Origin of the sequence: Bacteroides sp. D1 (assembly GCF_000157095.2) — a bacterium.
Classification (GTDB): Bacteria; Bacteroidota; Bacteroidia; order Bacteroidales; family Bacteroidaceae; genus Bacteroides; species Bacteroides xylanisolvens.
In genome coordinates this window covers 386,699-409,312 of sequence record NZ_JH114331.1, presented here as the reverse complement: position 1 = coordinate 409,312, position 22,614 = coordinate 386,699, and the positions used below count along the sequence as shown (strand labels likewise).

The following is a 22,614-nucleotide window of genomic DNA, read 5'->3' as shown; positions in this document are numbered from 1 at the left end:
CCACGGATAGGGAAGTCCTGAACTTCAATCTCAGGGAGGAAACCTTTTGAGTGAAGATGGAGATCAGAGTACTCAGCAGGAATAGTGGCTTTCTCCTCTAAATAAAGAATAAAGCAAGTATCCTGAGAAACATGATTGACTAGGGTAAAGTAATCAAGGATTCCTGAAGGCAAGAACAAGCTTAAAGAAGCAACAGGATCAATCGTTTGGGAAGAGGATGTTTTCATGATGCAAAAATAAGAATTTTAACGCAATCCCCCAAGGTTTCAGACTGAGCCGATATTGGATTTATATCTTCGAAGAGAGAAGAAAAAGATGGAGAATATTTGAGAGTTTATCATAAATCACAAAAAAACAATTAAATATTCCAATCTTCCATAATCAGGTTTTCTTTACTTCAAAATAAGAATGAAACAAAACAGAAATATTTTTCAGTGGTGCAAATGTGGTGCAATTGTATAAAAAGAAAATCGCAAGCGGTTAATTACTAACTACTTGCGATTTTTCTTTGTACTCGAAGCGGGACTTGAACCCGCACAGCCGCAATGGCCAAAGGATTTTAAGTCCTTCGTGTCTACCATTCCACCATTCGAGCATCCTTTCAAAGAAAGAGCGGAAAACGAGACTCGAACTCGCGACCCTAACCTTGGCAAGGTTATGCTCTACCAACTGAGCTATTTCCGCGTTTTTTCAACGGGTGCAAAGATAAGTAGTTTACTTGTTTCTGCCAAATCTTTTCGGAGGAAAGTTTAAAAAACTATCCTCAGAAAGTTTATTTTATCTTCCAAGCAGTGCTTTCTCCGCTTTCTCCATTCCACAAAAGTTGAATCCATCAATCACTTGCTGCATCAATGCGGAGATTTCTGCATTACAAAGGTTACCAATACTACCTTCATGAGTATGGTGTACTTCTTTAGTATGCGAGAATTTACCTGCTTCAATATCCAAACCTACCTTTTTATATGCATCACGGAAAGGCATACCTTCACGTGCCAAACGATTTACCTCTTCCACACTAAAAATAAGAAGGTATTTGTCATCATCAAGAATATGTTCATTTACCTTTATTTCATTCATGATATAGGTTGTCATCTGCAAACAGTCTTTCAGTTCCTGAAAAGCAGGAAGGAAAACTTCTTTGATAATCTGCAAATCACGAAAATAGCCGGAAGGCAGATTGTTCGCAATCATCATAATCTGTTGGGGAAGCGATTGCAATTTATTGCATTTAGCACGTGTCAGTTCAAACACATCAGGATTCTTCTTATGAGGCATAATGCTGGATCCTGTGGTGCAGTCATCGGGCAACTTGACGAAACCGAAGTTTTGACTGTTAAACATACAGGCGTCAAAAGCTAATTTGGAGATTGTTCCGGCAATCGTAGCCAATGCAAAAGCAACATTGCGTTCCATCTTTCCACGCCCCATTTGAGCATATACAACATTGTAATCCATTGAATCAAAACCTAATAAGTCAGTCGTCATGGTACGGTTCAGAGGAAAAGACGAACCATATCCGGCTGCTGAACCTAACGGATTACGATTGCACATTTTAAATGCTGCCTGCAAAAACAGCATATCGTCCATAAGACTCTCGGCGTAGGCACCAAACCACAAGCCAAAAGAAGAAGGCATTGCAATCTGCAGGTGTGTATACCCCGGCATCAAAACGTTTTTATATCGTTCGCTCTGACGGATCAAGACATGAAAAAGTTGTTCTACTGCCTCGGCAACCTCTTTAATTTGCGTACGGGTAAAAAGTTTCAAGTCCAACAGAACCTGATCATTTCTGGAACGGCCACTATGTATTTTCTTTCCGATATCACCCAAACGACGGGTCAACATCAATTCTACCTGCGAATGTACATCTTCCACCCCGTCTTCTATCACAAATTCACCTTTTTCGGCCGAGGCATAAATACTCTTCAATTCCACCAGCAACTGGTCCAGTTCTTCTTTCGTCAACAACCCAATGCTTTCAAGCATCGTAATATGAGCCATAGAACCAAGCACATCATGCTTGGCTAAATAAAGATCCATCTCACGATCACGACCTACCGTGAAACGTTCGATATCCTTATTTACCTGTACGGACTTCTCCCAAAGTTTCTGTGCCATAAAAAAAAGTTTAATATTCAATAACTGCCAGCATATCAACCATCTTCTCCAAACCTTCCTGGAGAGGTTTCTGCACCATTGCTTTCATAAATGGATTAAGATCCATTCCGATAGTAACCTTCACTTTACACTCTTCTTCTGCAGTTTCAACCAGTTGAATCCACATATTAAAAGGAAGAGGAGAGTTAGTTGTTGCCAACTTTATACATTTACAAGGATCGCGCTCTACAATTTGCAAAGTCAATTGCCCAATAGGGGAAACACTAAAACACAACGTGTCCGAATCAAAACTCAAATCCTGCACCTTATCTTTTGGCAAACGGTCTTTGACTGCTTCCAGATTACTTAAATCCGAAAGTTTATTATATACGCGCTCCTGGCTGTAAGGTATTACCTTGACACTACTCTCAAAATTACTCATAAACTTCTATTAGTATAAAACAAAAAAAGAACAATCCGGCCAAATATTGTCCGAACAGTTCTTTTTACCAAATATGTTTGATCAAAAAATGAATCTTATTTTCCAGCATCCCAATGAGCAGGGTCTTTACGCCATTCGTTCAATGTCTGTATGTCTTCTTTTTCAATATAACCTGTACGAAGAGCAACATCAAGCACTGCTTCATAATTGGTCAACGTTACCAAAGTCACCTTCGCATTTTTGAATGCCTCTTCTGCTACCGGGAATCCATACGTATAAGCTGCAACCATACCGATTACTTCGCAACCATCGCGACGAATTGCTTCAACAGCCTTCAAACTACTACCACCTGTAGAAATCAAATCCTCTACGACTACGACTTTCATACCCGGACGAAGTTCACCTTCAATCAGGTTCTCCAATCCATGATCTTTGGGGGTAGAACGAACATACACGAACGGCAGATTCAATGCATCAGCCACTAAAGCTCCCTGCGGGATAGCACCTGTAGCCACACCAGCAATCGCATCCACCTGTCCGAATCGTTCCAATATCAGACGTGTAATTTCAATCTTCACAAAATTACGAAGAGAAGGATAGGACAGAGTTTTACGGTTGTCACAGTAAAAGGGGGATTTCCATCCAGAAGCCCATGTAAAAGGGTTAGCGGGTTGAAGTTTAATAGCTTTAATCTTCAACAGTTTCTCCGCAAATAGTCTCTCTAAGTTTTTCATAACTAAACTAACTATTAATTATTTGCCGCAAAAGTACAGAAATTGAACGAGAATAAAAAGAAGAATCCGTTTATTTTTTCAGTCAATTTGTTCCTCTTCATCGGGAATGTCGATACAACGCTTAATATCTTTCAGTTCAAAACCACGACTCATAGCGAATCGCATCAGCTTTCCATTCAATTCATAATCGTCTGCTGCATGGATACTTTTCCGTTTGGAAGCCAGCAGGTCACGCAGAATAGAAAGGTATTCTTCTTCATCAATTTCGTTCAGATAACGCCATGCCACATCAGATGGGATCTTCTTCATATAAAGCCCTTGGGCTATTTTCATTTTCCCCCACTTGGCAAAGCGGAACTTGTCATTCACAAAAGCTCTGCAGAAACGTTCATCATCGATAAACTTCTCTGATTCCAGTCGGTCAAGAATACGCGCAATGGTATCATAGGCAATTCCCCAACGTTGTAACTTCTCATTTATTTCTGCCCGGCAATGCTCGGCAGTGGAGCAGTAAGAGGCTACGCGATTCAAAGCCTCTTCATCAGTTAATTGTGCACTCATCGGTTAGCTGTAACTATTCTATCTTTTCCAAATATGTCTTTTATAACACGAACATCACGATATTGGTTCATTTCAAGTATGTGTGCTGTTTCCCGGCCATAGGCCTGGTTGATTTCAAAATAAAGTTTCCCACCCGGCAAGAGCAATTCACTTCCCAGACGGGCTATACGATTATAAAACCGTAAAGGATCCTCGTCAGGAACAAACAGGGCCAGCCCCGGTTCCCAATCAAGGACATTAGCGTCCATTTCGTTCTTTTCCGTTTCGGTCACATAAGGCGGATTGCTGACAATAACATCGAAAGACGGTATCTTTTCCCAGTCATCGGCCAGAACATCTCTTTGTAGAAATCTCACCCGAGCTTCCAAGGCGTCATTGTTTTTACGAGCAATAGCCAATGCTTCTTCCGAAATATCCCAAGCTTCTACTTCTGCATCCGGAAGTTTTTTATCCAAAGAGATCGCAATGCATCCGCTTCCCGTACCTATATCTAATAGACGACGAGCATTCGGATTCTCCTCTACTATTAGTTCTACAAGCTCCGCGGTCTCCGGCCGGGGAATCAGCACGCCGGAAGCAACCTTAAAATTCCTTCCACAAAACTCCGCAACACCACGAATGTACTGTATAGGTTCATTTTTCTGTAAACGGAATATAATGTTTTCTAATTCACGCTGTTTGCATTCGGATAAAATTATATCTTTGCCCATGTAAATATCGAGCGCATCTAAACCTAACATGTCGCAACAAATCAGCATCGAAAGGGCTTTTACCTCCTCCGGTGGATAGATTTCCTGCAAAGATTGGCGAATGTAAGCGGTGATACGATTCATATTTTCACAATTTCGGAGTGCAAAAGTAAGAATAATATGGCGAAGAGCACCAAAATGGAAGAAGAAAAATACATGAGACGTTGCATTGAGCTTGCAAAGAATGGGTTATGCAACGTATCTCCAAACCCGATGGTAGGGGCCGTTATCGTATGTGACGGGCGAATTATCGGCGAAGGTTACCACATTCGCTGTGGCGAGGCGCATGCGGAGGTTAATGCGATCCATTCTGTCAAAGATGAGTCATTATTGAAACGTTCTACGATTTATGTCAGTCTGGAGCCTTGTTCCCACTATGGGAAAACGCCTCCTTGTGCCGATCTTATTATAGAGAAGCAGATACCACGCATTGTTATCGGTTGTCAAGACCCTTTTTCAGAAGTGGCCGGACGGGGAATTCAGAAATTACGGGATGCCGGACGAGAAGTGTCAGTCGGTGTATTAGAGGAAGAATGTAAATCGCTGATTCGCCGTTTTATCACTTTTAATACACTTCACCGCCCTTTCATTACACTGAAATGGGCAGAATCAGCCGATCACTTTATTGATATAGAACGTACAGACGGAAAACCGATAGTCCTCTCCTCTCCTCTTACTTCCATGCTAGTGCATAAAAAAAGAGCGGAGGCGGATGCGATTATGGTAGGCAGGCGAACTGCTTTATTGGATAATCCGTCACTTACGGTACGCAACTGGTATGGGCACAACCCGATACGCGTTGTGTTAGATCGCACGCTATCCCTACCTAATGATTCACAAATATTCGATGGCAACGTGCCTACATTAATCTTTACTGAAAAGCAACAGCCAGAAAAAAAGAACATCACATATATCACCATCAACTTTAGCCATAACCCACTGAAACAGATCATGGAAGCATTGTATCAACGAAAAATACAATCATTATTGGTGGAAGGAGGCAGGCAATTGCTGCAATCATTCATTGATAATGAGCTATGGGATGAAGCCTATATCGAAAAGTGCCCCAGCCGGTTACACTCCGGTATTAAAGCACCTCAAATGGACGATAATTTTAGTTATTCGATAGAAGAACACTTCGAAAGACAAATTTGGCATTATGTTCGTCGATTATAGCTAAGATAGTTCTATTCAGGGGGTTTTACGTCGATAAAAACAGTGTTATTATCTATAATTTTATATAAAACTTACCTGTAATGTTCATTATCGGAAAAAATGTTTCTATTTTTGCAACTTGTAAATAAACACAATCTTTCAAATGAAAATAAAGTTTTTATCATTCATTGCGAGTTTTTTCATGGTGTCATTTGTTATAACGTCATGTCTTGATGACGATAATAACATCGAATATAGCCCGGATGCAACTATACATGCGTTTGCACTTGACACTGCAGGCCTTGGGAGTTATAAATTCACTATTGACCAATTATCACGTGAAATCTATAACGAAGACTCTCTTCCTGTTCATGCCGACACCATCATTGACAAGATTTTAATCAAAACATTAACAACGGCATCAGGTGTCGTTACGATGAAGGACAAAAGCGGAAACGATTCCGTTTTAAACATCAATGATTCGATCGATCTTCGGAAAGAACTTACTATAAAAGTATGGTCAACAGAAGCATTAGCGGGTATATCTCCTAATCAAACTAAGGAATACAAGATCAAAGTAAATGTGCATAACTATGATCCGGATTCGTTAAGATGGAAGTATATGGATAAAATTAATAACCAAATTCAAATTACAGGAGAACAAAAGTCTATTATTTTTGGAAGTGAAGTTTTCACATACTCTGTAGTGAACAACAAGTTATATGTATATAAGAATTCTTTAACTAACTTCGGCAATGGGGCTCCACAAGCAACTGTAGGATTACCGGAAGATAAACTTCCGACTTCTATCATTGCCTTCCAATTCAACAGAAGCAAAACCATGTTATATGCCACCTCCAATGGTGATGGTAAAGTATATGAATCGGCAGATGGGGAAAATTGGAATGAATCAACGATATTTGGTAAGGGAGTGGAATTGCTACTAGCCACATTGACTAATAACGATGTCAGCAGAATTTGTTATATAAAGAAAGGAGCAGATGAACAACGCTATTTCTATTATCAAACAAATGATGTACCAAAAGAGACTTTGGATAACGCTGAAAATGGAGGAAAAGTGCCATCTAATTTTCCAACTAAAAATATATCCTATACAGTATATAAGTCTTCGACAAATATTAATTCAGTCCTTTTAGTAGGAGATACAGAAACTACGACTTTGGCTGATGACAGTAAATTAGAAACGACCATTGTATGGGCATATGACGGAAACAAATGGGTTGAGTTCTCAACTACTTCCTCTGTTGCATACTGCCCTAAATACACTCAACCATCTATTATATATTATAATGACTTAGTATACATATTTGGTCAAGACTTCAGTTCTATTTATGTTTCCAATCAAGGGTTATTCTGGAAAAAGGCGAATGCTAAATTTTCCTTCCCCCATAGAGATTGGAGCAAAGGAGGAACTCCAGATCCCGATGTAGATCCTGAATTCAGAGGCAAAACCAACTATTCAATGGTACTAGATCCTGATACTCAAAATCTATGGATTATCTTTAGTAAAGGAAGTGCTAGTTTCAAAGAAGAGGTAGAAAAAGAAGAAAGTACGAAGGCAACCACAACTGAAACACGCACATATGAACATGATTCAGAGGTATGGCGTGGTCGTCTTAATCAGCTATGGTTTGATTTGGCAAATGCCGGGAAATAAAAACGTATACGTTTAAAATAAAAAGATGTCCTATATAGAACAAATAGACAAAACTCGGATACCACAACACGTAGCCATCATTATGGATGGAAACGGACGATGGGCAAAACAACGAGGGGAAGAACGTACTTACGGTCACCGTGCTGGCGCAGAAACGGTACAGAATATTACTGAAGATGCTGCCAGACTGGGGATTAAGTACCTGACACTTTATACCTTCTCAACCGAGAACTGGAATCGGCCGCAAGACGAGATAGCGGCTTTGATGAATCTATTGCTAGAATCTATTGAAGAAGAGACACTGATGAAGAACAATATTCGCTTCAACGTAATCGGTGATTTCAAGAAGTTACCGGTTGAAGTTCAGAAAAGTTTGACGTCATGTATAGAACGCACGTCCAAAAATAGTGGAATGTATATGGTACTAGCTCTTAGTTACTCATCCCGTTGGGAAATAACAGAAGCGGTACGGCAAATAGCAACGCAAGTAAAAACGGGAGAAATATCTCCCGAGCAAATAACCGATGAGTGTATCTCATCTCATCTGGATACTAATTTTATGCCCGATCCGGATTTACTGATCCGAACGGGAGGAGAAATCCGGCTAAGCAATTACCTTCTATGGCAATGTGCTTATTCGGAGCTTTATTTTTGTGATACCTTCTGGCCGGACTTCGACAAAGAAGAACTCTACAAAGCCATTTGGGAATACCAACAAAGGGAACGCCGATTCGGCAAAACCAGTGAACAGATCAGCTAATATAACTCGAAACATCAAATTATAACATAAATGCATTATCGTATTTCCTTTATATTCATAACGTTTGTCTGCCTGTGCTGCTTTGCGACAACAGGCGTTGCGCAAAATGCTAATACTGATGAAGACTCAAAACCTGTCATCTTATACTCCGGAACACCCAAAAAGTATGAGATAGCAGATATTAAAGTTGAAGGCGTAAAGAATTATGAAGACTATGTATTGATTGGACTATCCGGACTATCGGTAGGACAAACAATTACTGTGCCGGGTGACGAAATCACTGGAGCAATCAAACGTTATTGGCGTCATGGTTTGTTCTCAAATGTACAAATCACAGCCGAGAAAATAGAAGGCAACAAAATCTGGTTAAAAATCAGTCTGACACAACGCCCACGTATCGCAGATGTACGCTACCACGGTGTGAAAAAGTCAGAACGTACCGACCTTGAGGCCAAGCTAGGAATGGTAAAAGGTATGCAGATTACTCCGAATACCGTAGACCGTGCCAAAACATTGATCAAACGTTATTTTGATGACAAGGGATTCAAAAATGCCGAAGTAATCATCGCACAGAAAGACGATCCTTCCAGCGAGAATCAGGTGATTGTGGACATTGATATAGACAAAAAGGAGAAAATCAAAGTACACAAAATCACCATTGCAGGAAACACTGCAATCAAGGCTTCCAAGCTGAAAAAAGTAATGAAGAAAACCAATGAGAAAGGTAAACTTCTAAACTTGTTCCGCACCAAGAAATTCGTGCCGGAAAACTTTGAAGCAGATAAACAACTTATCATCGACAAGTATAATGAGCTGGGATATCGTGATGCAATGATCGTTAAAGACAGCGTTTCACAATATGATGAAAAGACGGTAGATGTATATTTGGATATAGACGAAGGTCAGAAATACTATCTCCGCAACGTGACATGGGTAGGTAATACTCTTTATCCGTCGGAACAGTTGAACTTCCTACTTCGTATGAAGAAAGGCGATGTATACAACCAGAAGTTGTTGAATGAGCGTGTTTCTACAGACGACGATGCTATCGGTAACTTATATTACAATAACGGTTACCTCTTCTACAACCTTGATCCGGTAGAAGTAAATATCGTAGGCGACTCTATCGACCTTGAAATGAGAATCTATGAAGGCCGTCAGGCTACTATCAATAAGATTAAGATCAGTGGTAACGACCGTTTGTATGAAAACGTCGTTCGCCGTGAACTTCGTATCCGCCCGGGACAGCTGTTCAGCAAAGAAGACTTGATGCGTTCTTTACGTGAAATCCAGCAAATGGGCCACTTTGACCCGGAAAAACTGCAACCGGATATTCAACCGGATCCGATGAACGGAACTGTTGACATAGGTTTGCCTTTGACTTCCAAAGCCAACGACCAGGTAGAGTTCTCTGCCGGTTGGGGACAAACGGGTATCATTGGTAAGTTGAGTTTGAAGTTTACCAACTTCTCTGTAGCCAACCTGTTACACCCGGGTGAAAACTACCGTGGTATCCTGCCGCAAGGTGACGGCCAGACATTGACTATCAGCGGACAGACGAATGCTAAATACTACCAATCATACAGTATTTCATTCTTCGATCCATGGTTTGGCGGTAAACGTCCGAACTCATTCTCTGTATCGGCCTTCTTCTCTGTACAGACAGACATCAGTAGCCGTTACTACAATTCCAGCTATTTCAACAACTACTACAACAGCATGTATAGTGGTTACGGTGGTTATGGTATGTACAATTACGGTAACTATAACAACTACGAAAACTATTATGACCCGGACAAGTCTATCAAGATGTGGGGACTTTCCGTAGGTTGGGGTAAACGTCTGAAATGGCCGGATGACTATTTCACTCTTTCTGCAGAATTAGCTTACCAACGCTACAACTTAAGCGACTGGCAATACTTCCCGGTAACCAATGGTAAATGTAATGACCTTAGCATTTCATTAACTTTGGCACGTAACTCTATTGACAACCCGATCTTCCCCCGTTCAGGTTCAGATTTCTCATTGTCAGTTCAGCTTACACCGCCTTACTCATTGATGGACGGTAAAGACTATAAGGGATATTATAGTAACCCTGAAACAGGTAGCATTACCCAAGACAACATGAATAAACTTCATAAATGGATAGAATACCACAAATGGAAATTCAAAGGCAAAACGTATACTCCGTTGATGGACCCGATTGCACATCCGAAATGTCTGGTGTTAATGACACGTACTGAATTCGGTTTGTTAGGTCACTACAACCAATACAAGAAATCTCCGTTCGGAACATTCGACGTGGGTGGTGACGGTATGACCGGTTATTCAACTTATGCAACTGAAAGTATCGCTTTACGTGGTTACGAAAACAGCTCATTAACTCCATACGGATCTGAAGGTTATGCTTACGCACGCCTCGGTATTGAATTAAGATATCCGTTGATGCTGGAAACAAGTACTAACATTTATGTGTTAGGTTTCCTTGAAGCTGGTAACGCATGGCACGATATCAAGAAATTCAATCCATTCGAGTTGAAACGTTCTGCCGGTGTCGGTGTTCGTATCTTCCTGCCGATGATTGGTATGATGGGTATTGACTGGGGTTACGGTTTCGATAAAGTATTTGGTTCTAAACAATACGGAGGAAGTCAATTCCACTTTATCTTAGGACAAGAATTCTAATGTATCATCAAAAACTAAACGTTATGAGAAAGTCTGTTCTATTAATCATGGTGCTGTTTGCTGTCAGCATGGCGGCAAATGCACAGAAGTTTGCACTGATCGATACGGAATATATCATGAAGAATATTCCGGCAGCTCAAAGTGCTAATGAGCAAATGCAAGAAGCTACGAAGAAATACCAGAGCGAAGTAGAAGCCCTGGCAAAAGAAGCACAGAAGATGTTCCAAGACTACCAGGCAAAATCTTCCACTCTTTCTGCCGCACAAAAGACAAAGACAGAAGATGCAATCGTAGCTAAAGAAAAAGCAGCAGCCGAGTTGAAGCGTAACTACTTCGGTCCGGAAGGCGAATTAGCCAAGATGAGAGACAAGTTGATTACTCCGATTCAGGATGATATTTATGAAGCCGTGAAAGCTATATCACAGCAACATGGATATGATTTAATTATCGACAGAGCCTCTGCTACAGGTATAATATTTGCAAATCCACGCATAGATATTAGTGATGAAATACTAAGAAGATTAGGATATTCAAATTAATTTCATACATTTGCAGCTGGAAATAACTAAAAATCATTCAAATAAATTATAGAACTATGCTAAAAAAAATTGCACTTGTAATGTTGCTTGCACTCCCAATGGGTGTATTTGCACAGAACCTGAAATTCGGCCACATTAATGCACAGGAAATCATCACTGTGATGCCGGAATTCACCAAAGCTCAAAATGACATTCAGACTTTAGAAAAACAACTTACTGCTGAACTTCAGAGAACGCAGGAAGAATTCAACAAGAAATATCAGGAATTCCAACAAGCTATCGCTAAGGATTCTCTTCCTCCCAACATCGCTGAAAGAAGACAAAAAGAATTGCAAGATATGATGCAAAGACAAGAGCAATTCCAACAAGATGCTCAACAGCAAATGGCGAAAGCACAAAATGATGCCATGGCTCCTATCTATCAGAAGTTGGACAATGCTATCAAAGCCGTAGGCGCTGCTGAAGGTGTAATCTACATCTTCGACCTGGCAAGAACTTCGATTCCATACGTAAACGAATCACAGAGCATCAACTTGACTAGCAAGGTAAAAGCAAATCTTGGTATCAAATAAGAACTGACCAAGAATAAAGAAATACCAAAAGGGAAAGAGAAAGAAGGATCAACTTCTTTCTCTTTCCCTTTTTTTGGCGTACATTTGCGTATATAAATCAAGTGTGTCATGAAGCAACATCTATCCCATACGCCCGGACCGATCGGAGTATTTGACTCCGGTTACGGAGGTCTGACCATCTTAGATAAAATAAGAGAAGTATTACCGGAATATGATTATATCTATTTGGGAGATAATGCACGTGCTCCTTACGGAACACGTTCTTTTGAGGTCGTATACGAATTTACCCGGCAAGCGGTCAACAAACTATTTGATATGGGCTGCCACCTGGTTATATTAGCTTGCAATACAGCTTCCGCAAAAGCTTTGCGCAGTATTCAGATGAATGATTTACCAGGCATCGATCCGGCTCGCCGTGTGCTCGGAGTCATCCGCCCTACCGTAGAGTGTGTCGGAGAGATAAGCAAAAACCAGCATATCGGTGTACTGGCAACAGCAGGCACCATCAAATCCGAATCGTATCCGTTGGAAATACACAAGCTATTTCCTGAAATCCAGGTCAGCGGCACAGCCTGTCCGATGTGGGTATCACTAGTTGAAAACAATGAATCACAGGACGAAGGAGCAGACTATTTTATCCGGAAGTACATCGACCAATTGCTATCGAAGGATCCTCAAATAGATACTGTCATTCTCGGATGTACTCATTTCCCCATACTTCTACCCAAAATCCGGCAATATATTCCGGAGCATATCAGTGTAATTGCGCAAGGCGAGTATGTTGCGGAAAGTCTGAAAGACTATCTGAAAAGGCATCCCGAAATGGATGCAAAATGCACGAAAAATGGGAACTGCCAGTTTTACACGACCGAAGCGGAAGAAAAGTTTTCAGAATCGGCCTCTACTTTCCTAAAACAGCAGATTAATGTAAAACACATCACGCTCGAATAAAATTTAAGAAAAAAAGTAACCATTTCTCTCTCTTTTTTGTTATATTTGTAGATAACCCCTAATAAGCAAGATCATGAAAGAAGAAGATTATAGCAAAGCAATAGAAGTATTCTCCGGATCCCCATGGGAAGCCGAGATCATCAAAGGGCTATTAGAAAGCAATGACATCCGTTGCGTAATCAAAGATGGGATTATGGGTACACTGGCACCCTATATCGCTCCTTCCGTATCCGTTCTTGTCACCGAGGATCAATACGAAGCGGCCACCGCACTTATCAGGAGCCGGGCCGAGAAAGATAACGACTGATGCGGTCGAGCCCTTCGCGGATATTCTCCAATGAGTTTGCATAGGAGAAACGTACATATCCTTCGCCTCCCGTACCAAAATCCACCCCGGGAGTAATGCCGACGTGTGCATGTTCGAGTACATCGAATGCAAAACGATAAGAGTCGGTAGTAAATTTGCGTGCGTCAGCAAAAATGTAAAATGCCCCTTGAGGTTCTACTTTTATTTCAAAACCCATTTCCCGAAGGCGGGCAATCATATATCGGCGACGCTCATCATAAACCTGCTTCATCCGTTCCACGTCCGGTTCAGCCTGCCGCAATGCGGCAATCCCTGCCTGCTGGGCAACACTGGACGCACAGATAAACAGATTTTGCTGTAACTTTTGCAAAGATCGCATACAAGATTTAGGTGCGATCAAATAGCCCAACCGAAGCCCCGTCATCGCAAAGCGTTTAGAGAATCCGTTCAGGACAAAAGCCTGATCGGTATATTCAAGGATACTGTGTGCACGCCCTTCATACACAAGGCCGTGATAAATTTCATCTGAAATGACAGGAACTCCTAATGCAGCTACGTCCTTCAAGAATTTTTCATCCAACAACATTCCGGTCGGATTCATCGGAGAATTGATAAAGATAGCCGCAGTATGCGGATTCACACACTTACGGATAGCCTCTATGTCGTATTGCAGATATTCTTTAAACAAAGGAACCAAAACAGGTTTGGCTTGCGTTGCCAACACAAAATTGCGATAGCAAGCGTACCCCGGATTGGAAAGAATCACTTCACTATCCGGATTGCAGAGCAACATCAATGCAAGAAGAATAGACGGAGAAGACCCGGAAGTCACGACAATACAATCCGGATCTACCGTTACCCCATATTCGCGCAGATAAAAAGCGGCAATTTCCCGTCGCAGTTCCGGATCACCCAAAGAATGTGTATAATGAGTCAGATGACGATCATAAGCCGCTTTTGCCGCTTCCGCCACACAGGCCGGCACATCAAAATCAGGTTCGCCAACTTCCAGATGAATAATATCAATGCCTTGTTTTTGCAATTCGTTCGCCCTCTCCAACACATCCATTACGATGAAAGAGGTCATCTGTTCTACTTGTGGGTTTGTATGTTTCATTGCTTATCTTTTCTCTATCTGACTGCAAAGATAATTCTTTTTAGCCTGTTTTGGTAACATATCGGTAAAAAGCTCTATATTTGTGCTTTCAAATCGTTAGTAGGAATGAAACAGGAATTTACACGAATCGCAGTAAAAGTAGGAAGCAATGTATTGACACGCCGAGACGGAACGCTGGACGTTACCCGTATGTCGGCACTTGTTGACCAGATAGCGGAATTACATAAATCCGGGGTGGAAATCATTCTGATTTCTTCGGGAGCTGTTGCTTCCGGGCGCAGTGAAGTGCATCCACAGAAAAAACTCGATAGTGTAGACCAACGCCAGTTGTTTTCTGCCGTAGGTCAAGCTAAGCTCATCAACCGTTACTACGAACTTTTCCGCGAGCATAGTATTCCTGTTGGTCAGGTGTTAACCACGAAAGAAAGTTTCGGTACCCGCCGCCATTATCTGAATCAGAAAAACTGTATGACGGTAATGCTTGAAAACAATGTTATTCCTATTGTCAACGAGAATGATACAATTTCCGTCAGCGAGCTTATGTTCACTGATAATGATGAATTGTCCGGACTCATCGCTTCCATGATGGATGCACAGGCTCTCATTATCCTAAGCAACATCGACGGAATTTACAATGGTTCTCCTGCCGATCCGGGTTCTTCTGTTATCCGGGAGATCGATCACGGAAAAGATTTATCCAATTATATTCAGGCAACGAAGTCCAGTTTCGGACGGGGGGGAATGTTGACGAAAACAAATATTGCCCGCAAAGTAGCTGATGAAGGAATTACAGTGATTATTGCCAACGGGAAACGGGATAATATTCTGGTAGATTTGCTTCAGCATCCGAAAGAAACGCTTTGTACACGTTTTGTTCCTTCAAACGAACCGGTATCCAGTGTCAAGAAATGGATTGCTCATAGCGAGGGGTTTGCCAAAGGAGAAATTCACATCAACGAATGTGCGACAGAAGTTCTAAACTCTGAAAAGGCTGTCAGTATCCTCCCCATCGGAATTACTCACGTTGAAGGTGAATTTGAGAAAGATGACATTGTGCGTATCATGGACTTTCAAGGAAATCAAGTGGGCGTTGGAAAGGTGAACTGCGATTCCAAGCAGGCACAAGAAGCAATCGGTAAGCATGGAAAGAAACCGGTAGTACATTATGACTATCTATACATTGAATAATCAATAATAAGGTCAACTGTAGATAGGGTTAGTAATATTGCAAGTCAACCCGAAGCAGTGATAAGAAATTGAAGCTATTATTCAGGAGAATATTAGCATCTTGATTGAAGGAAAGCGTTTATTTTCGGTTGTATAATGTATTGTAGATAAAACATCTGCATTGAGACGCCCGTATATTGCTGATATACCACCACAAAAGCAACATTTATTTCTGCTTTCAACAAGTTTTATTCACATCATTCACTATATTTGCATAGTTTATCTTTCCATTTAATGCAAAAAAGGAGCAAATGACTACAAATTTAAACGAAACCTTTGCTGCCGTACAGGTGGCAAGTCGGGAATTAGCCTTGCTGAATGATGACATCATCAATCAGATTTTAAATGCAGTAGCTGACGCAGCAATTGCAGAAACACCTTTCATTCTTGCAGAGAATGAAAAAGACCTCGCACGGATGGACAAAAATGATCCGAAGTACGACCGGTTAAAATTGACGGAAGAACGTTTAAAAGGCATTGCTGCCGACACACGCAATGTAGCTACACTCCCCTCTCCTTTGGGTAAAGTGTTGAAAGAAAGTGTTCGCCCCAATGGGATGAGATTGACAAAAGTCAGCGTTCCTTTCGGAGTGATAGGAATCATTTATGAAGCCCGTCCGAATGTCAGTTTTGATGTTTTCTCCCTTTGTCTAAAGAGTGGAAATGCCTGCATATTGAAAGGAGGAAGTGATGCCGATTGTTCCAACCGGGCTATCATCAGTGTGATTCATGAAGTATTGAGGAAATTCAATATCAATCCGCACATTGTAGAACTACTTCCGGCCGACAGAGAAGCTACGGCAGCATTGCTGAATGCAGTGGGTTACGTAGATCTGATTATCCCCAGAGGCAGCAGCAGCCTGATCCATTTCGTACGCGAGAATGCAAAAATTCCCGTTATTGAAACAGGGGCAGGTATCTGTCACACTTACTTTGATGAATTTGGAGATGTAAACAAGGGGGCAGCTATTATTCATAATGCGAAGACACGCAGGGTTAGCGTATGTAATGCGCTGGACTGCGCCATTATACATGAGAAGAGACTGACCGATCTCCCTATGCTTTGCGAGAAACTAAAAGACAGCCATGTCATTATCTATGCTGACGCACAGGCTTATCAAGCATTAGAAGGCAGCTATCCTACCGAACTTCTGGAACACGCCAAAGCAGAAAGTTTCGGCACAGAGTTTCTGGATTATAAAATGGCTGTCAAGACCGTAAAAAGCTTCGAAGATGCCTTAGGACATATTCAGGAAAACAGCTCCAAACATAGCGAGTGTATTGTTACCGAAAACAAGGAACGTGCAGCCTTATTCACAAAGATTGTGGATGCAGCTTGCGTATATACCAATGTATCTACTGCCTTCACTGACGGAGCGCAATTCGGATTAGGAGCAGAAATCGGAATCAGTACGCAAAAACTACATGCGCGCGGTCCGATGGGACTGGAAGAGATCACCTCTTACAAATGGGTCATCGAAGGAGACGGGCAAACGAGAAGAAATTGAGACGATACCTTTATCGTTAAAAATCAAACAAGGTATTGAACGAAACTAATTGAAAATTAAGAATTAAAAGATAAATGATATGAATAAATTTACTTGCGTACAGGACATCGGCGATTTAAAATCAGCCCTTGCAGAAGCATTCGAAATTAAAAAAGATCGTTTCAAATATGTAGAACTGGGACGAAACAAGACTTTGATGATGATCTTCTTCAACTCCAGTCTGCGCACCCGCCTTAGCACACAGAAAGCTGCAATCAACTTGGGAATGAATGTAATGGTACTAGATATCAATCAAGGTGCATGGAAACTGGAAACCGAACGTGGCGTAATTATGGATGGCGATAAACCGGAACATATCTTAGAAGCCATTCCGGTGATGGGCTGTTATTGTGATCTCATCGGAGTACGCTCTTTCGCCCGTTTCGAAAACCGCGACTTTGACTATCAGGAAACGATTATCAATCAATTTATCCAATACTCCGGACGTCCCGTCTTTTCGATGGAAGCGGCAACACGCCACCCATTGCAGAGCTTTGCCGACTTGATTACCATTGAAGAATACAAGAAAACAGCACGTCCTAAAGTGGTCATGACCTGGGCTCCACATCCACGTCCATTGCCACAAGCTGTTCCCAATTCTTTTGCCGAATGGATGAACGCAACGGACTACGAATTTGTCATCACCCACCCCGAAGGTTATGAACTCGCCCCGCAATTTGTAGGCAACGCAAAAGTAGAATACGACCAGATGAAGGCTTTCGAAGGAGCCGACTTTATATATGCCAAGAACTGGGCAGCTTATTCCGGCGACAATTACGGGCAGATATTAAGCAAAGATCGCGATTGGACAGTCAGCGACCGTCAAATGGCAGTTACCAACAACGCTTATTTCATGCATTGTCTTCCGGTTCGCAGAAATATGATTGTGACAGACGATGTGATCGAAAGCCCGCAATCGATCGTTATTCCGGAAGCGGCCAATCGTGAGATTTCGGCAACTGTCGTTCTGAAGAGACTATTGGAAGGACTGAAATAACCGAAAAATAAAGAGGCCGAAAAGCCTCTTCCATCAACGCATAAGAACAAAAGAACATCTCCTTAAAATCCTACTTATAAATATAAAAACAGGATTTGAAAATTGAGATGTTCTTTTGTTCTTATTGTATTTAAAATAAAAGCGGGCTATTACTTACCCCGCTCTTTACCTTATTTCTCTATTTCTTTGCCAGCCTCCTGCCAGGAATTAAATCCTTTATCAAGCTCAAAGACCTTATAGCCCTTCTCACTCAAAATTGCCGCAGCCTTCTTGCTCCGATTACCACTACGGCAATACACAGCCACCGGTTTATCCTTCTGTAATAATGAATCAGCCATTGAAGCAAAAGAATCATCCATCACATTGATATTGATTGTCTTCGTGATGTGCCCCTCCGAATATTCCGCAAGTGTGCGGACATCCAGACGTTGTATATCCTCATTCTGAATAAGAGAATCAAATTCCTCTACATTCATGGATTGAAAATCTCCTTTCTGCTGACAAGAGAAAAGGGAAGAGAGAAATAAAAATATCCCCACGATTAATTGATTCAATTTAAACATATATACTCTATTATTCAATTCTGCCCAGGAGTATAGTCAAACCCGGGATCACAATACTTTTCAGATACTACCGCAGATCCATCCTTATCGTACGTACAATATTTAAACTTAATATTTATAGTCCGGCCAGGATGCTCTTCATCAATATATTGCGCCAAAGGAACAGAGATGTAAGCACGCCGATTATAGTATTCTTCATCACTGTTCGCATCATGGTATAATAACATATTCACAATACCATTTGTTTTAAGTTCAGACACATCTTCCACTATGCCGAAAGTATGTCCTTTGCCTGTACTGACTTTTAGATTCAGAATCATATTCAGATAATCCCTCCCCAGCCAGATACTGACCACCTCTACCGGGTCTTGCTTTATACCGTCTTTATACACCGGATCATCTTCCGGCTTAGGCACCGGCACAATGAGCGATTGCAAAGAATATATAGTAGCCGCACTTCCATCCGGAAGCACTTCATAGTTACTCATTACACGTCTGGAGGTATTTGCGGCAATAGTAGAACCCGTACGGTCTTCCGCCACAGGCAAAGCCTCTCCCTTATCAGGAATAAGCGTTTGTATACGACCGTCTTCCCCGGCCTCTACAGTCACAAATTCCAGTTTCACCGAAGGATAATAATAATCATCATCTCCACAGGCAGTCATCAGGAAAAGCAATCCCCACAACCAAATAACATGTAATTTTCTTCTTTTCATCGGCAAGCTGCTAAATAATTAACTAACGGATTGGAATACATTAATAACAACTTCTCACGCAAAAAGTCCTCATCCTTATTCGGAATCTTGATCTTTGCCAATTGTTGTTCAATATAGTTCATAAACTGTTGTTTCTCTTCTTCCGTGTAATTGGACACGAATTCCGTCGTGCCATTCAGCCAATCGTACGCCACATAATTTCCCGGATATATCTGGTAGTTACGATGAATGCGGCGGTCAATACAGGCAGAGATACGGGCAAACAAATCCGGTTTCGGCAACGAACGGTCCAACTCTTTCAGATCATCATTCAGACAAGGGGCAACCTGAAAATGTACCCTGCCTTTATATCCGAAAAGACCGGTTTGCATATTAATCAAATCGTCCTGCGTCGTCTTCTTATACCCTTCGATGTCTCTCTTCAACTGAAACTCCTGCGCTTTCAGAAAATCACACGGGTCATATTCGTATGAAATAGCAAGCGGAGCAATATTCATTTCCATCAAACGGTCTATCAAATCACCTTCACCACCCATTGCCAGCATTTTCAACACACTGTCTTGTGTACGGTCATTCGAATCTTTTGCACGTCCTTCACGCTGCGCAATCCAAATAGACTGTTTGTTCTCCGAAATGGTGTAATGCATATAACGGGACATACGTGCTGAAGATTCCAACATCTGCCGCATTGTCAATGCCCGCTGCACAATGAATGATTTATTGACACGTACCAGTTTCTTAATCCAGGGATAAATCAGCAAATTATCTCCAATCGCTATTTCTACCGTATCCATTCCCTGGTCAATCAACAAAATAGAGAGAAAGCCCGAATCGAGAATAATGTCTCTATGATTCGATATATACGTATAAGCTTTACTTTTATCCGGTATGGCGGTATGATCCAGTGTCAGCCCGGCGGTATGATCTGCCGCTATCTTCCACAAAATGCCATAGCAAAATGCCTCCTGAAAATCAAGTTTAGTCTTACAGGCACGCATTTTCTGCGCCAGAAGTTCAAATGGAACGTTCGGTATAGCCCCGGTAGCAGCTTTCTGAAAAGCCGGATCGGCAATCAGTTCCTCAAAGATTTGAGGAAGTTCCTCATCATTGTAAGGACGAATTTCATTAAACTCTGTCAGATCCATCACGTGATTAAAATTTGTTTTCAATAATATCGGTCATCACATCCTTTATATCCAGTCCGGCTGCACGCACCTGCTGGGGAATAAAGCTGGTAGTAGTCATTCCCGGAGTAGTGTTTACTTCGAGAAGATTCAGTTTTTCACCGGCAGTCACAATATAATCTACACGGATAATGCCGGAGCAACCTAATATATCATAGATAGCCGAAGTCAACATCTGCACACGCTTGGTCAGTTCGTCCGAGATACGCGCAGGAGTGATTTCATCTACCTGTCCATTATATTTAGCATCATAATCAAAGAACTCATTGTGCGTCACCACTTCCGTAGGCGGGAAGATGACTGTCTTCTCTTTGGTCTTATAGCAGCCGCAAGTCAGTTCCGTTCCATCCATAAACGCTTCTACAAGCACTTCTTGCGCCTCTCCGAAAGCTTTAACAATAGCCGGCTGTATTTGTTCTTTTGTCTTTACTTTCGTAACTCCGAAGCTCGAACCTCCCAGACTAGGCTTGATAAAACAAGGCAGACCGATCTTTTCCACTACTTCCTCGTCAGAAATCGATTGTCCCTGGCGCAGCAACAATGATTCGGCAATGCGCACTCCAAAAGCTTTCAGATATTGATTGCAGGTAAACTTGTCGTATGTAATGGCAGCTGCCAATACTCCACAACAGGAATACGGTATACGCATCATATCAAAATAGCCTTGCAGGCGACCATCCTCACCGGGCGTACCATGGATGGTAATATAAGCAAAGTCGAACACAACCTTTTCCGTTCCGTTCGTAAAACTAAAGTCATTTCTATCTACCGGCACTTTATTTCCGTCCGGCAATTGTACTTCCCAGCGACGGCCTTCCATCTCCACGATATACAAATTATACTTTTCCTTATCAATAAAGGAATAAATACCCTGTGCACTACGCAGGGAAACTACGATTTCAGAGGTATCCCCTCCTGCTACGATAGCGATGTTGCGTTTCATTCTAATTCTCTATTACTTATATAGCCTCTCCACTTCTCGATAAGCCGGGTCATGTCATCCGGAAGTTCGGAAGTAAAGTACATCTCCTCACCTGTGACGGGATGCACAAACCCCAACGTCATAGCATGCAAAGCCTGTCGGGGACAAGTGTCAAAGCAATTATTTACAAACTGTTTGTATTTACTAAAATGAGTTCCTTTCAGTATCTCATGCCCGCCATAGCGTTCGTCATTGAACAATACATGGCCGATATGCTTCATGTGGACACGAATCTGATGGGTACGTCCTGTTTCAAGTATACATTCCACAAGGGTTACGTAGCCCAGTCTTTCCAATACACGGTAGTGCGTAACGGCATGCTTGCCCACCGTCGGGTCGGACATCACCGCCATCTGCATCCGGTCTTTCGGATTGCGGGCGATATTACCGACAATCGTTCCTTCATCCTGTTCCACAACGCCCCACACCAGAGCACGATATCTGCGTTTGGTAGTCTTATTAAAAAATTGGAGTCCCAGATTTGTTTTGGCATCCGGTGTCTTGGCAATCACCAGCAAGCCCGAAGTATCTTTATCGATGCGATGAACAAGTCCCACGTGCGGGTCATTGGCATCGTAATCCGGTATATCCTTCATGTGCCAGGCGAGCGCATTGACCAGCGTACCGTGATAGTTTCCGTGTCCCGGATGCACTACCAACCCTGCCGGTTTATTCACCACCATTACGTATGGATCTTCATAAACAATAGTAAGGGGAATATCTTCAGGAATAATTTCGTTTTCATAACGGGGGCGATCCATCATCACCGTTATGACATCCAGCGGTTTCACTTTGTAGCTACTCTTCACCGGCTTGCCATTGGCCATAACGAACCCGCCTTCAGCAGCCTTCTGAATACGGTTGCGCGAAGCATTGACAATACGTTCGAACAGATATTTGTCGACTCTGACCATCGCCTGTCCCTTATCTACAACCACGCGGAAGTGTTCGTAAAGCTGGGATTCGTCACCGACAGGTTCTATATCGTCCAAATCATTCTCCAGTTCATCCGGAAGTTCTTCCTCTATCATGCGAGTCCGTTTCTGTTATT

The 22,614-nt window shown here is 41.9% G+C and carries 22 protein-coding genes, 2 tRNA genes and 1 pseudogene; 11 read left to right on the top strand and 14 right to left on the bottom strand.

What is annotated here, in order from left to right; translation table 11 throughout:
- The 8 genes and pseudogenes from BSAG_RS25425 to prmC all read right to left on the bottom strand — a co-directional run.
- Nucleotides 1-227 (bottom strand): annotated as a pseudogene (locus BSAG_RS25425) (transposase); the annotation flags it as partial.
- A gap of 284 nt (nucleotides 228-511) precedes the next feature.
- Nucleotides 512-595 (bottom strand) — tRNA-Leu (locus BSAG_RS19935).
- Between the two features lie 16 nt (nucleotides 596-611).
- Nucleotides 612-684 (bottom strand) — tRNA-Gly (locus BSAG_RS19940).
- Between the two features lie 93 nt (nucleotides 685-777).
- Complete coding sequence (gene argH, locus BSAG_RS19945; RefSeq protein WP_004313010.1) at nucleotides 778-2,118, bottom strand: argininosuccinate lyase; 1,341 nt, start codon at nucleotides 2,116-2,118, stop codon at nucleotides 778-780.
- A gap of 10 nt (nucleotides 2,119-2,128) precedes the next feature.
- Entirely contained in the window at nucleotides 2,129-2,539 is a 411-nt protein-coding gene (locus tag BSAG_RS19950) for an SRPBCC family protein (protein ID WP_004313009.1), read from the bottom strand.
- A gap of 95 nt (nucleotides 2,540-2,634) precedes the next feature.
- Nucleotides 2,635-3,273: an orotate phosphoribosyltransferase gene (pyrE, locus tag BSAG_RS19955; protein WP_004313008.1), complete on the bottom strand. Its 639-nt coding sequence runs from the start codon at nucleotides 3,271-3,273 to the stop codon at nucleotides 2,635-2,637.
- 78 nt (nucleotides 3,274-3,351) lie between these two features.
- Nucleotides 3,352-3,834, bottom strand: a complete 483-nt coding sequence (locus BSAG_RS19960) for a regulatory protein RecX (protein ID WP_004299786.1) — start codon at nucleotides 3,832-3,834, stop codon at nucleotides 3,352-3,354.
- Nucleotides 3,831-4,667 carry a peptide chain release factor N(5)-glutamine methyltransferase gene (prmC, locus tag BSAG_RS19965; protein ID WP_004313007.1) on the bottom strand — a complete coding sequence of 279 codons (837 nt, stop codon included), beginning with the start codon at nucleotides 4,665-4,667 and terminating at the stop codon, nucleotides 3,831-3,833. Before prmC ends, BSAG_RS19960 begins: the two co-directional genes overlap by 4 nt.
- 36 nt (nucleotides 4,668-4,703) lie before the next feature.
- Between prmC and ribD the strand changes: the two genes are divergently transcribed.
- From ribD to BSAG_RS20005, 8 genes are all read left to right on the top strand, one after another.
- Nucleotides 4,704-5,759 carry a bifunctional diaminohydroxyphosphoribosylaminopyrimidine deaminase/5-amino-6-(5-phosphoribosylamino)uracil reductase RibD gene (gene ribD / locus BSAG_RS19970; RefSeq protein WP_008770357.1) on the top strand — a complete coding sequence of 352 codons (1,056 nt, stop codon included), beginning with the start codon at nucleotides 4,704-4,706 and terminating at the stop codon, nucleotides 5,757-5,759.
- 142 nt (nucleotides 5,760-5,901) lie between these two features.
- Entirely contained in the window at nucleotides 5,902-7,416 is a 1,515-nt protein-coding gene (locus BSAG_RS19975; protein WP_004313005.1) for a DUF6242 domain-containing protein, read from the top strand.
- A 25-nt stretch (nucleotides 7,417-7,441) separates the two neighbouring features.
- Nucleotides 7,442-8,176 (top strand): isoprenyl transferase, encoded by a 735-nt coding sequence (locus BSAG_RS19980; protein WP_004313004.1) that lies wholly within the window; start codon nucleotides 7,442-7,444, stop codon nucleotides 8,174-8,176.
- Nucleotides 8,177-8,206: 30 nt separating this feature from the next.
- Nucleotides 8,207-10,861 (top strand): outer membrane protein assembly factor BamA, encoded by a 2,655-nt coding sequence (gene bamA / locus BSAG_RS19985; protein ID WP_004313003.1) that lies wholly within the window; start codon nucleotides 8,207-8,209, stop codon nucleotides 10,859-10,861.
- Nucleotides 10,862-10,884: 23 nt separating this feature from the next.
- Entirely contained in the window at nucleotides 10,885-11,400 is a 516-nt protein-coding gene (locus tag BSAG_RS19990) for an OmpH family outer membrane protein (protein WP_004313002.1), read from the top strand.
- A 56-nt stretch (nucleotides 11,401-11,456) separates the two neighbouring features.
- Nucleotides 11,457-11,972 (top strand): OmpH family outer membrane protein, encoded by a 516-nt coding sequence (locus BSAG_RS19995; protein ID WP_004310501.1) that lies wholly within the window; start codon nucleotides 11,457-11,459, stop codon nucleotides 11,970-11,972.
- A gap of 108 nt (nucleotides 11,973-12,080) precedes the next feature.
- Nucleotides 12,081-12,923, top strand: a complete 843-nt coding sequence (gene murI / locus BSAG_RS20000; RefSeq protein ID WP_004313001.1) for a glutamate racemase — start codon at nucleotides 12,081-12,083, stop codon at nucleotides 12,921-12,923.
- 73 nt (nucleotides 12,924-12,996) lie between these two features.
- Entirely contained in the window at nucleotides 12,997-13,230 is a 234-nt protein-coding gene (locus tag BSAG_RS20005; RefSeq protein WP_004313000.1) for a DUF2007-related protein, read from the top strand.
- Here BSAG_RS20005 and BSAG_RS20010 read toward each other — a convergent pair.
- Nucleotides 13,199-14,347 (bottom strand): pyridoxal phosphate-dependent aminotransferase, encoded by a 1,149-nt coding sequence (locus BSAG_RS20010; protein ID WP_004312999.1) that lies wholly within the window; start codon nucleotides 14,345-14,347, stop codon nucleotides 13,199-13,201. The genes BSAG_RS20005 and BSAG_RS20010 overlap by 32 nt on opposite strands.
- Before the next feature lie 105 nt (nucleotides 14,348-14,452).
- On the opposite strand from BSAG_RS20010, the gene proB reads away from it, so the two are divergent.
- The 3 genes from proB (at nucleotide 14,453) to BSAG_RS20025 (ending at nucleotide 18,118) form a co-directional block, all read left to right on the top strand.
- Nucleotides 14,453-15,535, top strand: a complete 1,083-nt coding sequence (gene proB, locus BSAG_RS20015; RefSeq protein ID WP_004312998.1) for a glutamate 5-kinase — start codon at nucleotides 14,453-14,455, stop codon at nucleotides 15,533-15,535.
- Between the two features lie 290 nt (nucleotides 15,536-15,825).
- On the top strand, nucleotides 15,826-17,082 hold the full coding sequence (locus tag BSAG_RS20020; RefSeq protein ID WP_004312997.1) for a glutamate-5-semialdehyde dehydrogenase: 1,257 nt from the start codon (nucleotides 15,826-15,828) through the stop codon (nucleotides 17,080-17,082).
- A 79-nt stretch (nucleotides 17,083-17,161) separates the two neighbouring features.
- Nucleotides 17,162-18,118 carry an acetylornithine carbamoyltransferase gene (locus tag BSAG_RS20025; RefSeq protein WP_004312996.1) on the top strand — a complete coding sequence of 319 codons (957 nt, stop codon included), beginning with the start codon at nucleotides 17,162-17,164 and terminating at the stop codon, nucleotides 18,116-18,118.
- 170 nt (nucleotides 18,119-18,288) lie between these two features.
- On the opposite strand, the gene BSAG_RS20030 is transcribed toward BSAG_RS20025, so the two are convergent.
- From BSAG_RS20030 to BSAG_RS20050, 5 genes are read right to left on the bottom strand one after another with little or no spacing between them, the layout of a single operon-like run.
- Complete coding sequence (locus BSAG_RS20030; protein WP_004312995.1) at nucleotides 18,289-18,681, bottom strand: rhodanese-like domain-containing protein; 393 nt, start codon at nucleotides 18,679-18,681, stop codon at nucleotides 18,289-18,291.
- 14 nt (nucleotides 18,682-18,695) lie between these two features.
- On the bottom strand, nucleotides 18,696-19,397 hold the full coding sequence (locus BSAG_RS20035; RefSeq protein WP_004312994.1) for a NigD-like protein: 702 nt from the start codon (nucleotides 19,395-19,397) through the stop codon (nucleotides 18,696-18,698).
- On the bottom strand, nucleotides 19,394-20,542 hold the full coding sequence (locus BSAG_RS20040; protein ID WP_008770360.1) for a 1-acyl-sn-glycerol-3-phosphate acyltransferase: 1,149 nt from the start codon (nucleotides 20,540-20,542) through the stop codon (nucleotides 19,394-19,396). The genes BSAG_RS20035 and BSAG_RS20040 overlap by 4 nt, the downstream gene beginning before the upstream one ends.
- Nucleotides 20,543-20,549: 7 nt before the next feature.
- Nucleotides 20,550-21,524 carry a D-alanine--D-alanine ligase gene (locus tag BSAG_RS20045; protein ID WP_004312992.1) on the bottom strand — a complete coding sequence of 325 codons (975 nt, stop codon included), beginning with the start codon at nucleotides 21,522-21,524 and terminating at the stop codon, nucleotides 20,550-20,552.
- Nucleotides 21,521-22,594, bottom strand: a complete 1,074-nt coding sequence (locus BSAG_RS20050) for an RluA family pseudouridine synthase (protein ID WP_004312991.1) — start codon at nucleotides 22,592-22,594, stop codon at nucleotides 21,521-21,523. The genes BSAG_RS20045 and BSAG_RS20050 overlap by 4 nt, the downstream gene beginning before the upstream one ends.
- Nucleotides 22,595-22,614 lie beyond the last annotated feature (20 nt).

What these genes read in the sequence shown, in the direction of transcription:
- BSAG_RS19990 (WP_004313002.1), top strand. Translation starts at nt 10,885, where the DNA reads ATGAGAAAGTCTGTTCTATTAATCATGGTGCTGTTTGCTGTCAGCATG.
- ribD (WP_008770357.1), top strand. Translation starts at nt 4,704, where the DNA reads ATGGCGAAGAGCACCAAAATGGAAGAAGAAAAATACATGAGACGTTGC.
- BSAG_RS19950 (WP_004313009.1), bottom strand. Translation starts at nt 2,539, where the DNA reads ATGAGTAATTTTGAGAGTAGTGTCAAGGTAATACCTTACAGCCAGGAG.
- prmC (WP_004313007.1), bottom strand. Translation starts at nt 4,667, where the DNA reads ATGAATCGTATCACCGCTTACATTCGCCAATCTTTGCAGGAAATCTAT.
- BSAG_RS20030 (WP_004312995.1), bottom strand. Translation starts at nt 18,681, where the DNA reads ATGTTTAAATTGAATCAATTAATCGTGGGGATATTTTTATTTCTCTCT.
- BSAG_RS19995 (WP_004310501.1), top strand. Translation starts at nt 11,457, where the DNA reads ATGCTAAAAAAAATTGCACTTGTAATGTTGCTTGCACTCCCAATGGGT.
- murI (WP_004313001.1), top strand. Translation starts at nt 12,081, where the DNA reads ATGAAGCAACATCTATCCCATACGCCCGGACCGATCGGAGTATTTGAC.
- BSAG_RS20035 (WP_004312994.1), bottom strand. Translation starts at nt 19,397, where the DNA reads ATGAAAAGAAGAAAATTACATGTTATTTGGTTGTGGGGATTGCTTTTC.
- BSAG_RS20050 (WP_004312991.1), bottom strand. Translation starts at nt 22,594, where the DNA reads ATGATAGAGGAAGAACTTCCGGATGAACTGGAGAATGATTTGGACGAT.
- BSAG_RS20005 (WP_004313000.1), top strand. Translation starts at nt 12,997, where the DNA reads ATGAAAGAAGAAGATTATAGCAAAGCAATAGAAGTATTCTCCGGATCC.
- BSAG_RS19975 (WP_004313005.1), top strand. Translation starts at nt 5,902, where the DNA reads ATGAAAATAAAGTTTTTATCATTCATTGCGAGTTTTTTCATGGTGTCA.
- BSAG_RS20010 (WP_004312999.1), bottom strand. Translation starts at nt 14,347, where the DNA reads ATGAAACATACAAACCCACAAGTAGAACAGATGACCTCTTTCATCGTA.
- bamA (WP_004313003.1), top strand. Translation starts at nt 8,207, where the DNA reads ATGCATTATCGTATTTCCTTTATATTCATAACGTTTGTCTGCCTGTGC.
- BSAG_RS20040 (WP_008770360.1), bottom strand. Translation starts at nt 20,542, where the DNA reads ATGGATCTGACAGAGTTTAATGAAATTCGTCCTTACAATGATGAGGAA.
- BSAG_RS20020 (WP_004312997.1), top strand. Translation starts at nt 15,826, where the DNA reads ATGACTACAAATTTAAACGAAACCTTTGCTGCCGTACAGGTGGCAAGT.
- BSAG_RS20025 (WP_004312996.1), top strand. Translation starts at nt 17,162, where the DNA reads ATGAATAAATTTACTTGCGTACAGGACATCGGCGATTTAAAATCAGCC.
- BSAG_RS19960 (WP_004299786.1), bottom strand. Translation starts at nt 3,834, where the DNA reads ATGAGTGCACAATTAACTGATGAAGAGGCTTTGAATCGCGTAGCCTCT.
- BSAG_RS20045 (WP_004312992.1), bottom strand. Translation starts at nt 21,524, where the DNA reads ATGAAACGCAACATCGCTATCGTAGCAGGAGGGGATACCTCTGAAATC.
- argH (WP_004313010.1), bottom strand. Translation starts at nt 2,118, where the DNA reads ATGGCACAGAAACTTTGGGAGAAGTCCGTACAGGTAAATAAGGATATC.
- proB (WP_004312998.1), top strand. Translation starts at nt 14,453, where the DNA reads ATGAAACAGGAATTTACACGAATCGCAGTAAAAGTAGGAAGCAATGTA.
- pyrE (WP_004313008.1), bottom strand. Translation starts at nt 3,273, where the DNA reads ATGAAAAACTTAGAGAGACTATTTGCGGAGAAACTGTTGAAGATTAAA.
- BSAG_RS19980 (WP_004313004.1), top strand. Translation starts at nt 7,442, where the DNA reads ATGTCCTATATAGAACAAATAGACAAAACTCGGATACCACAACACGTA.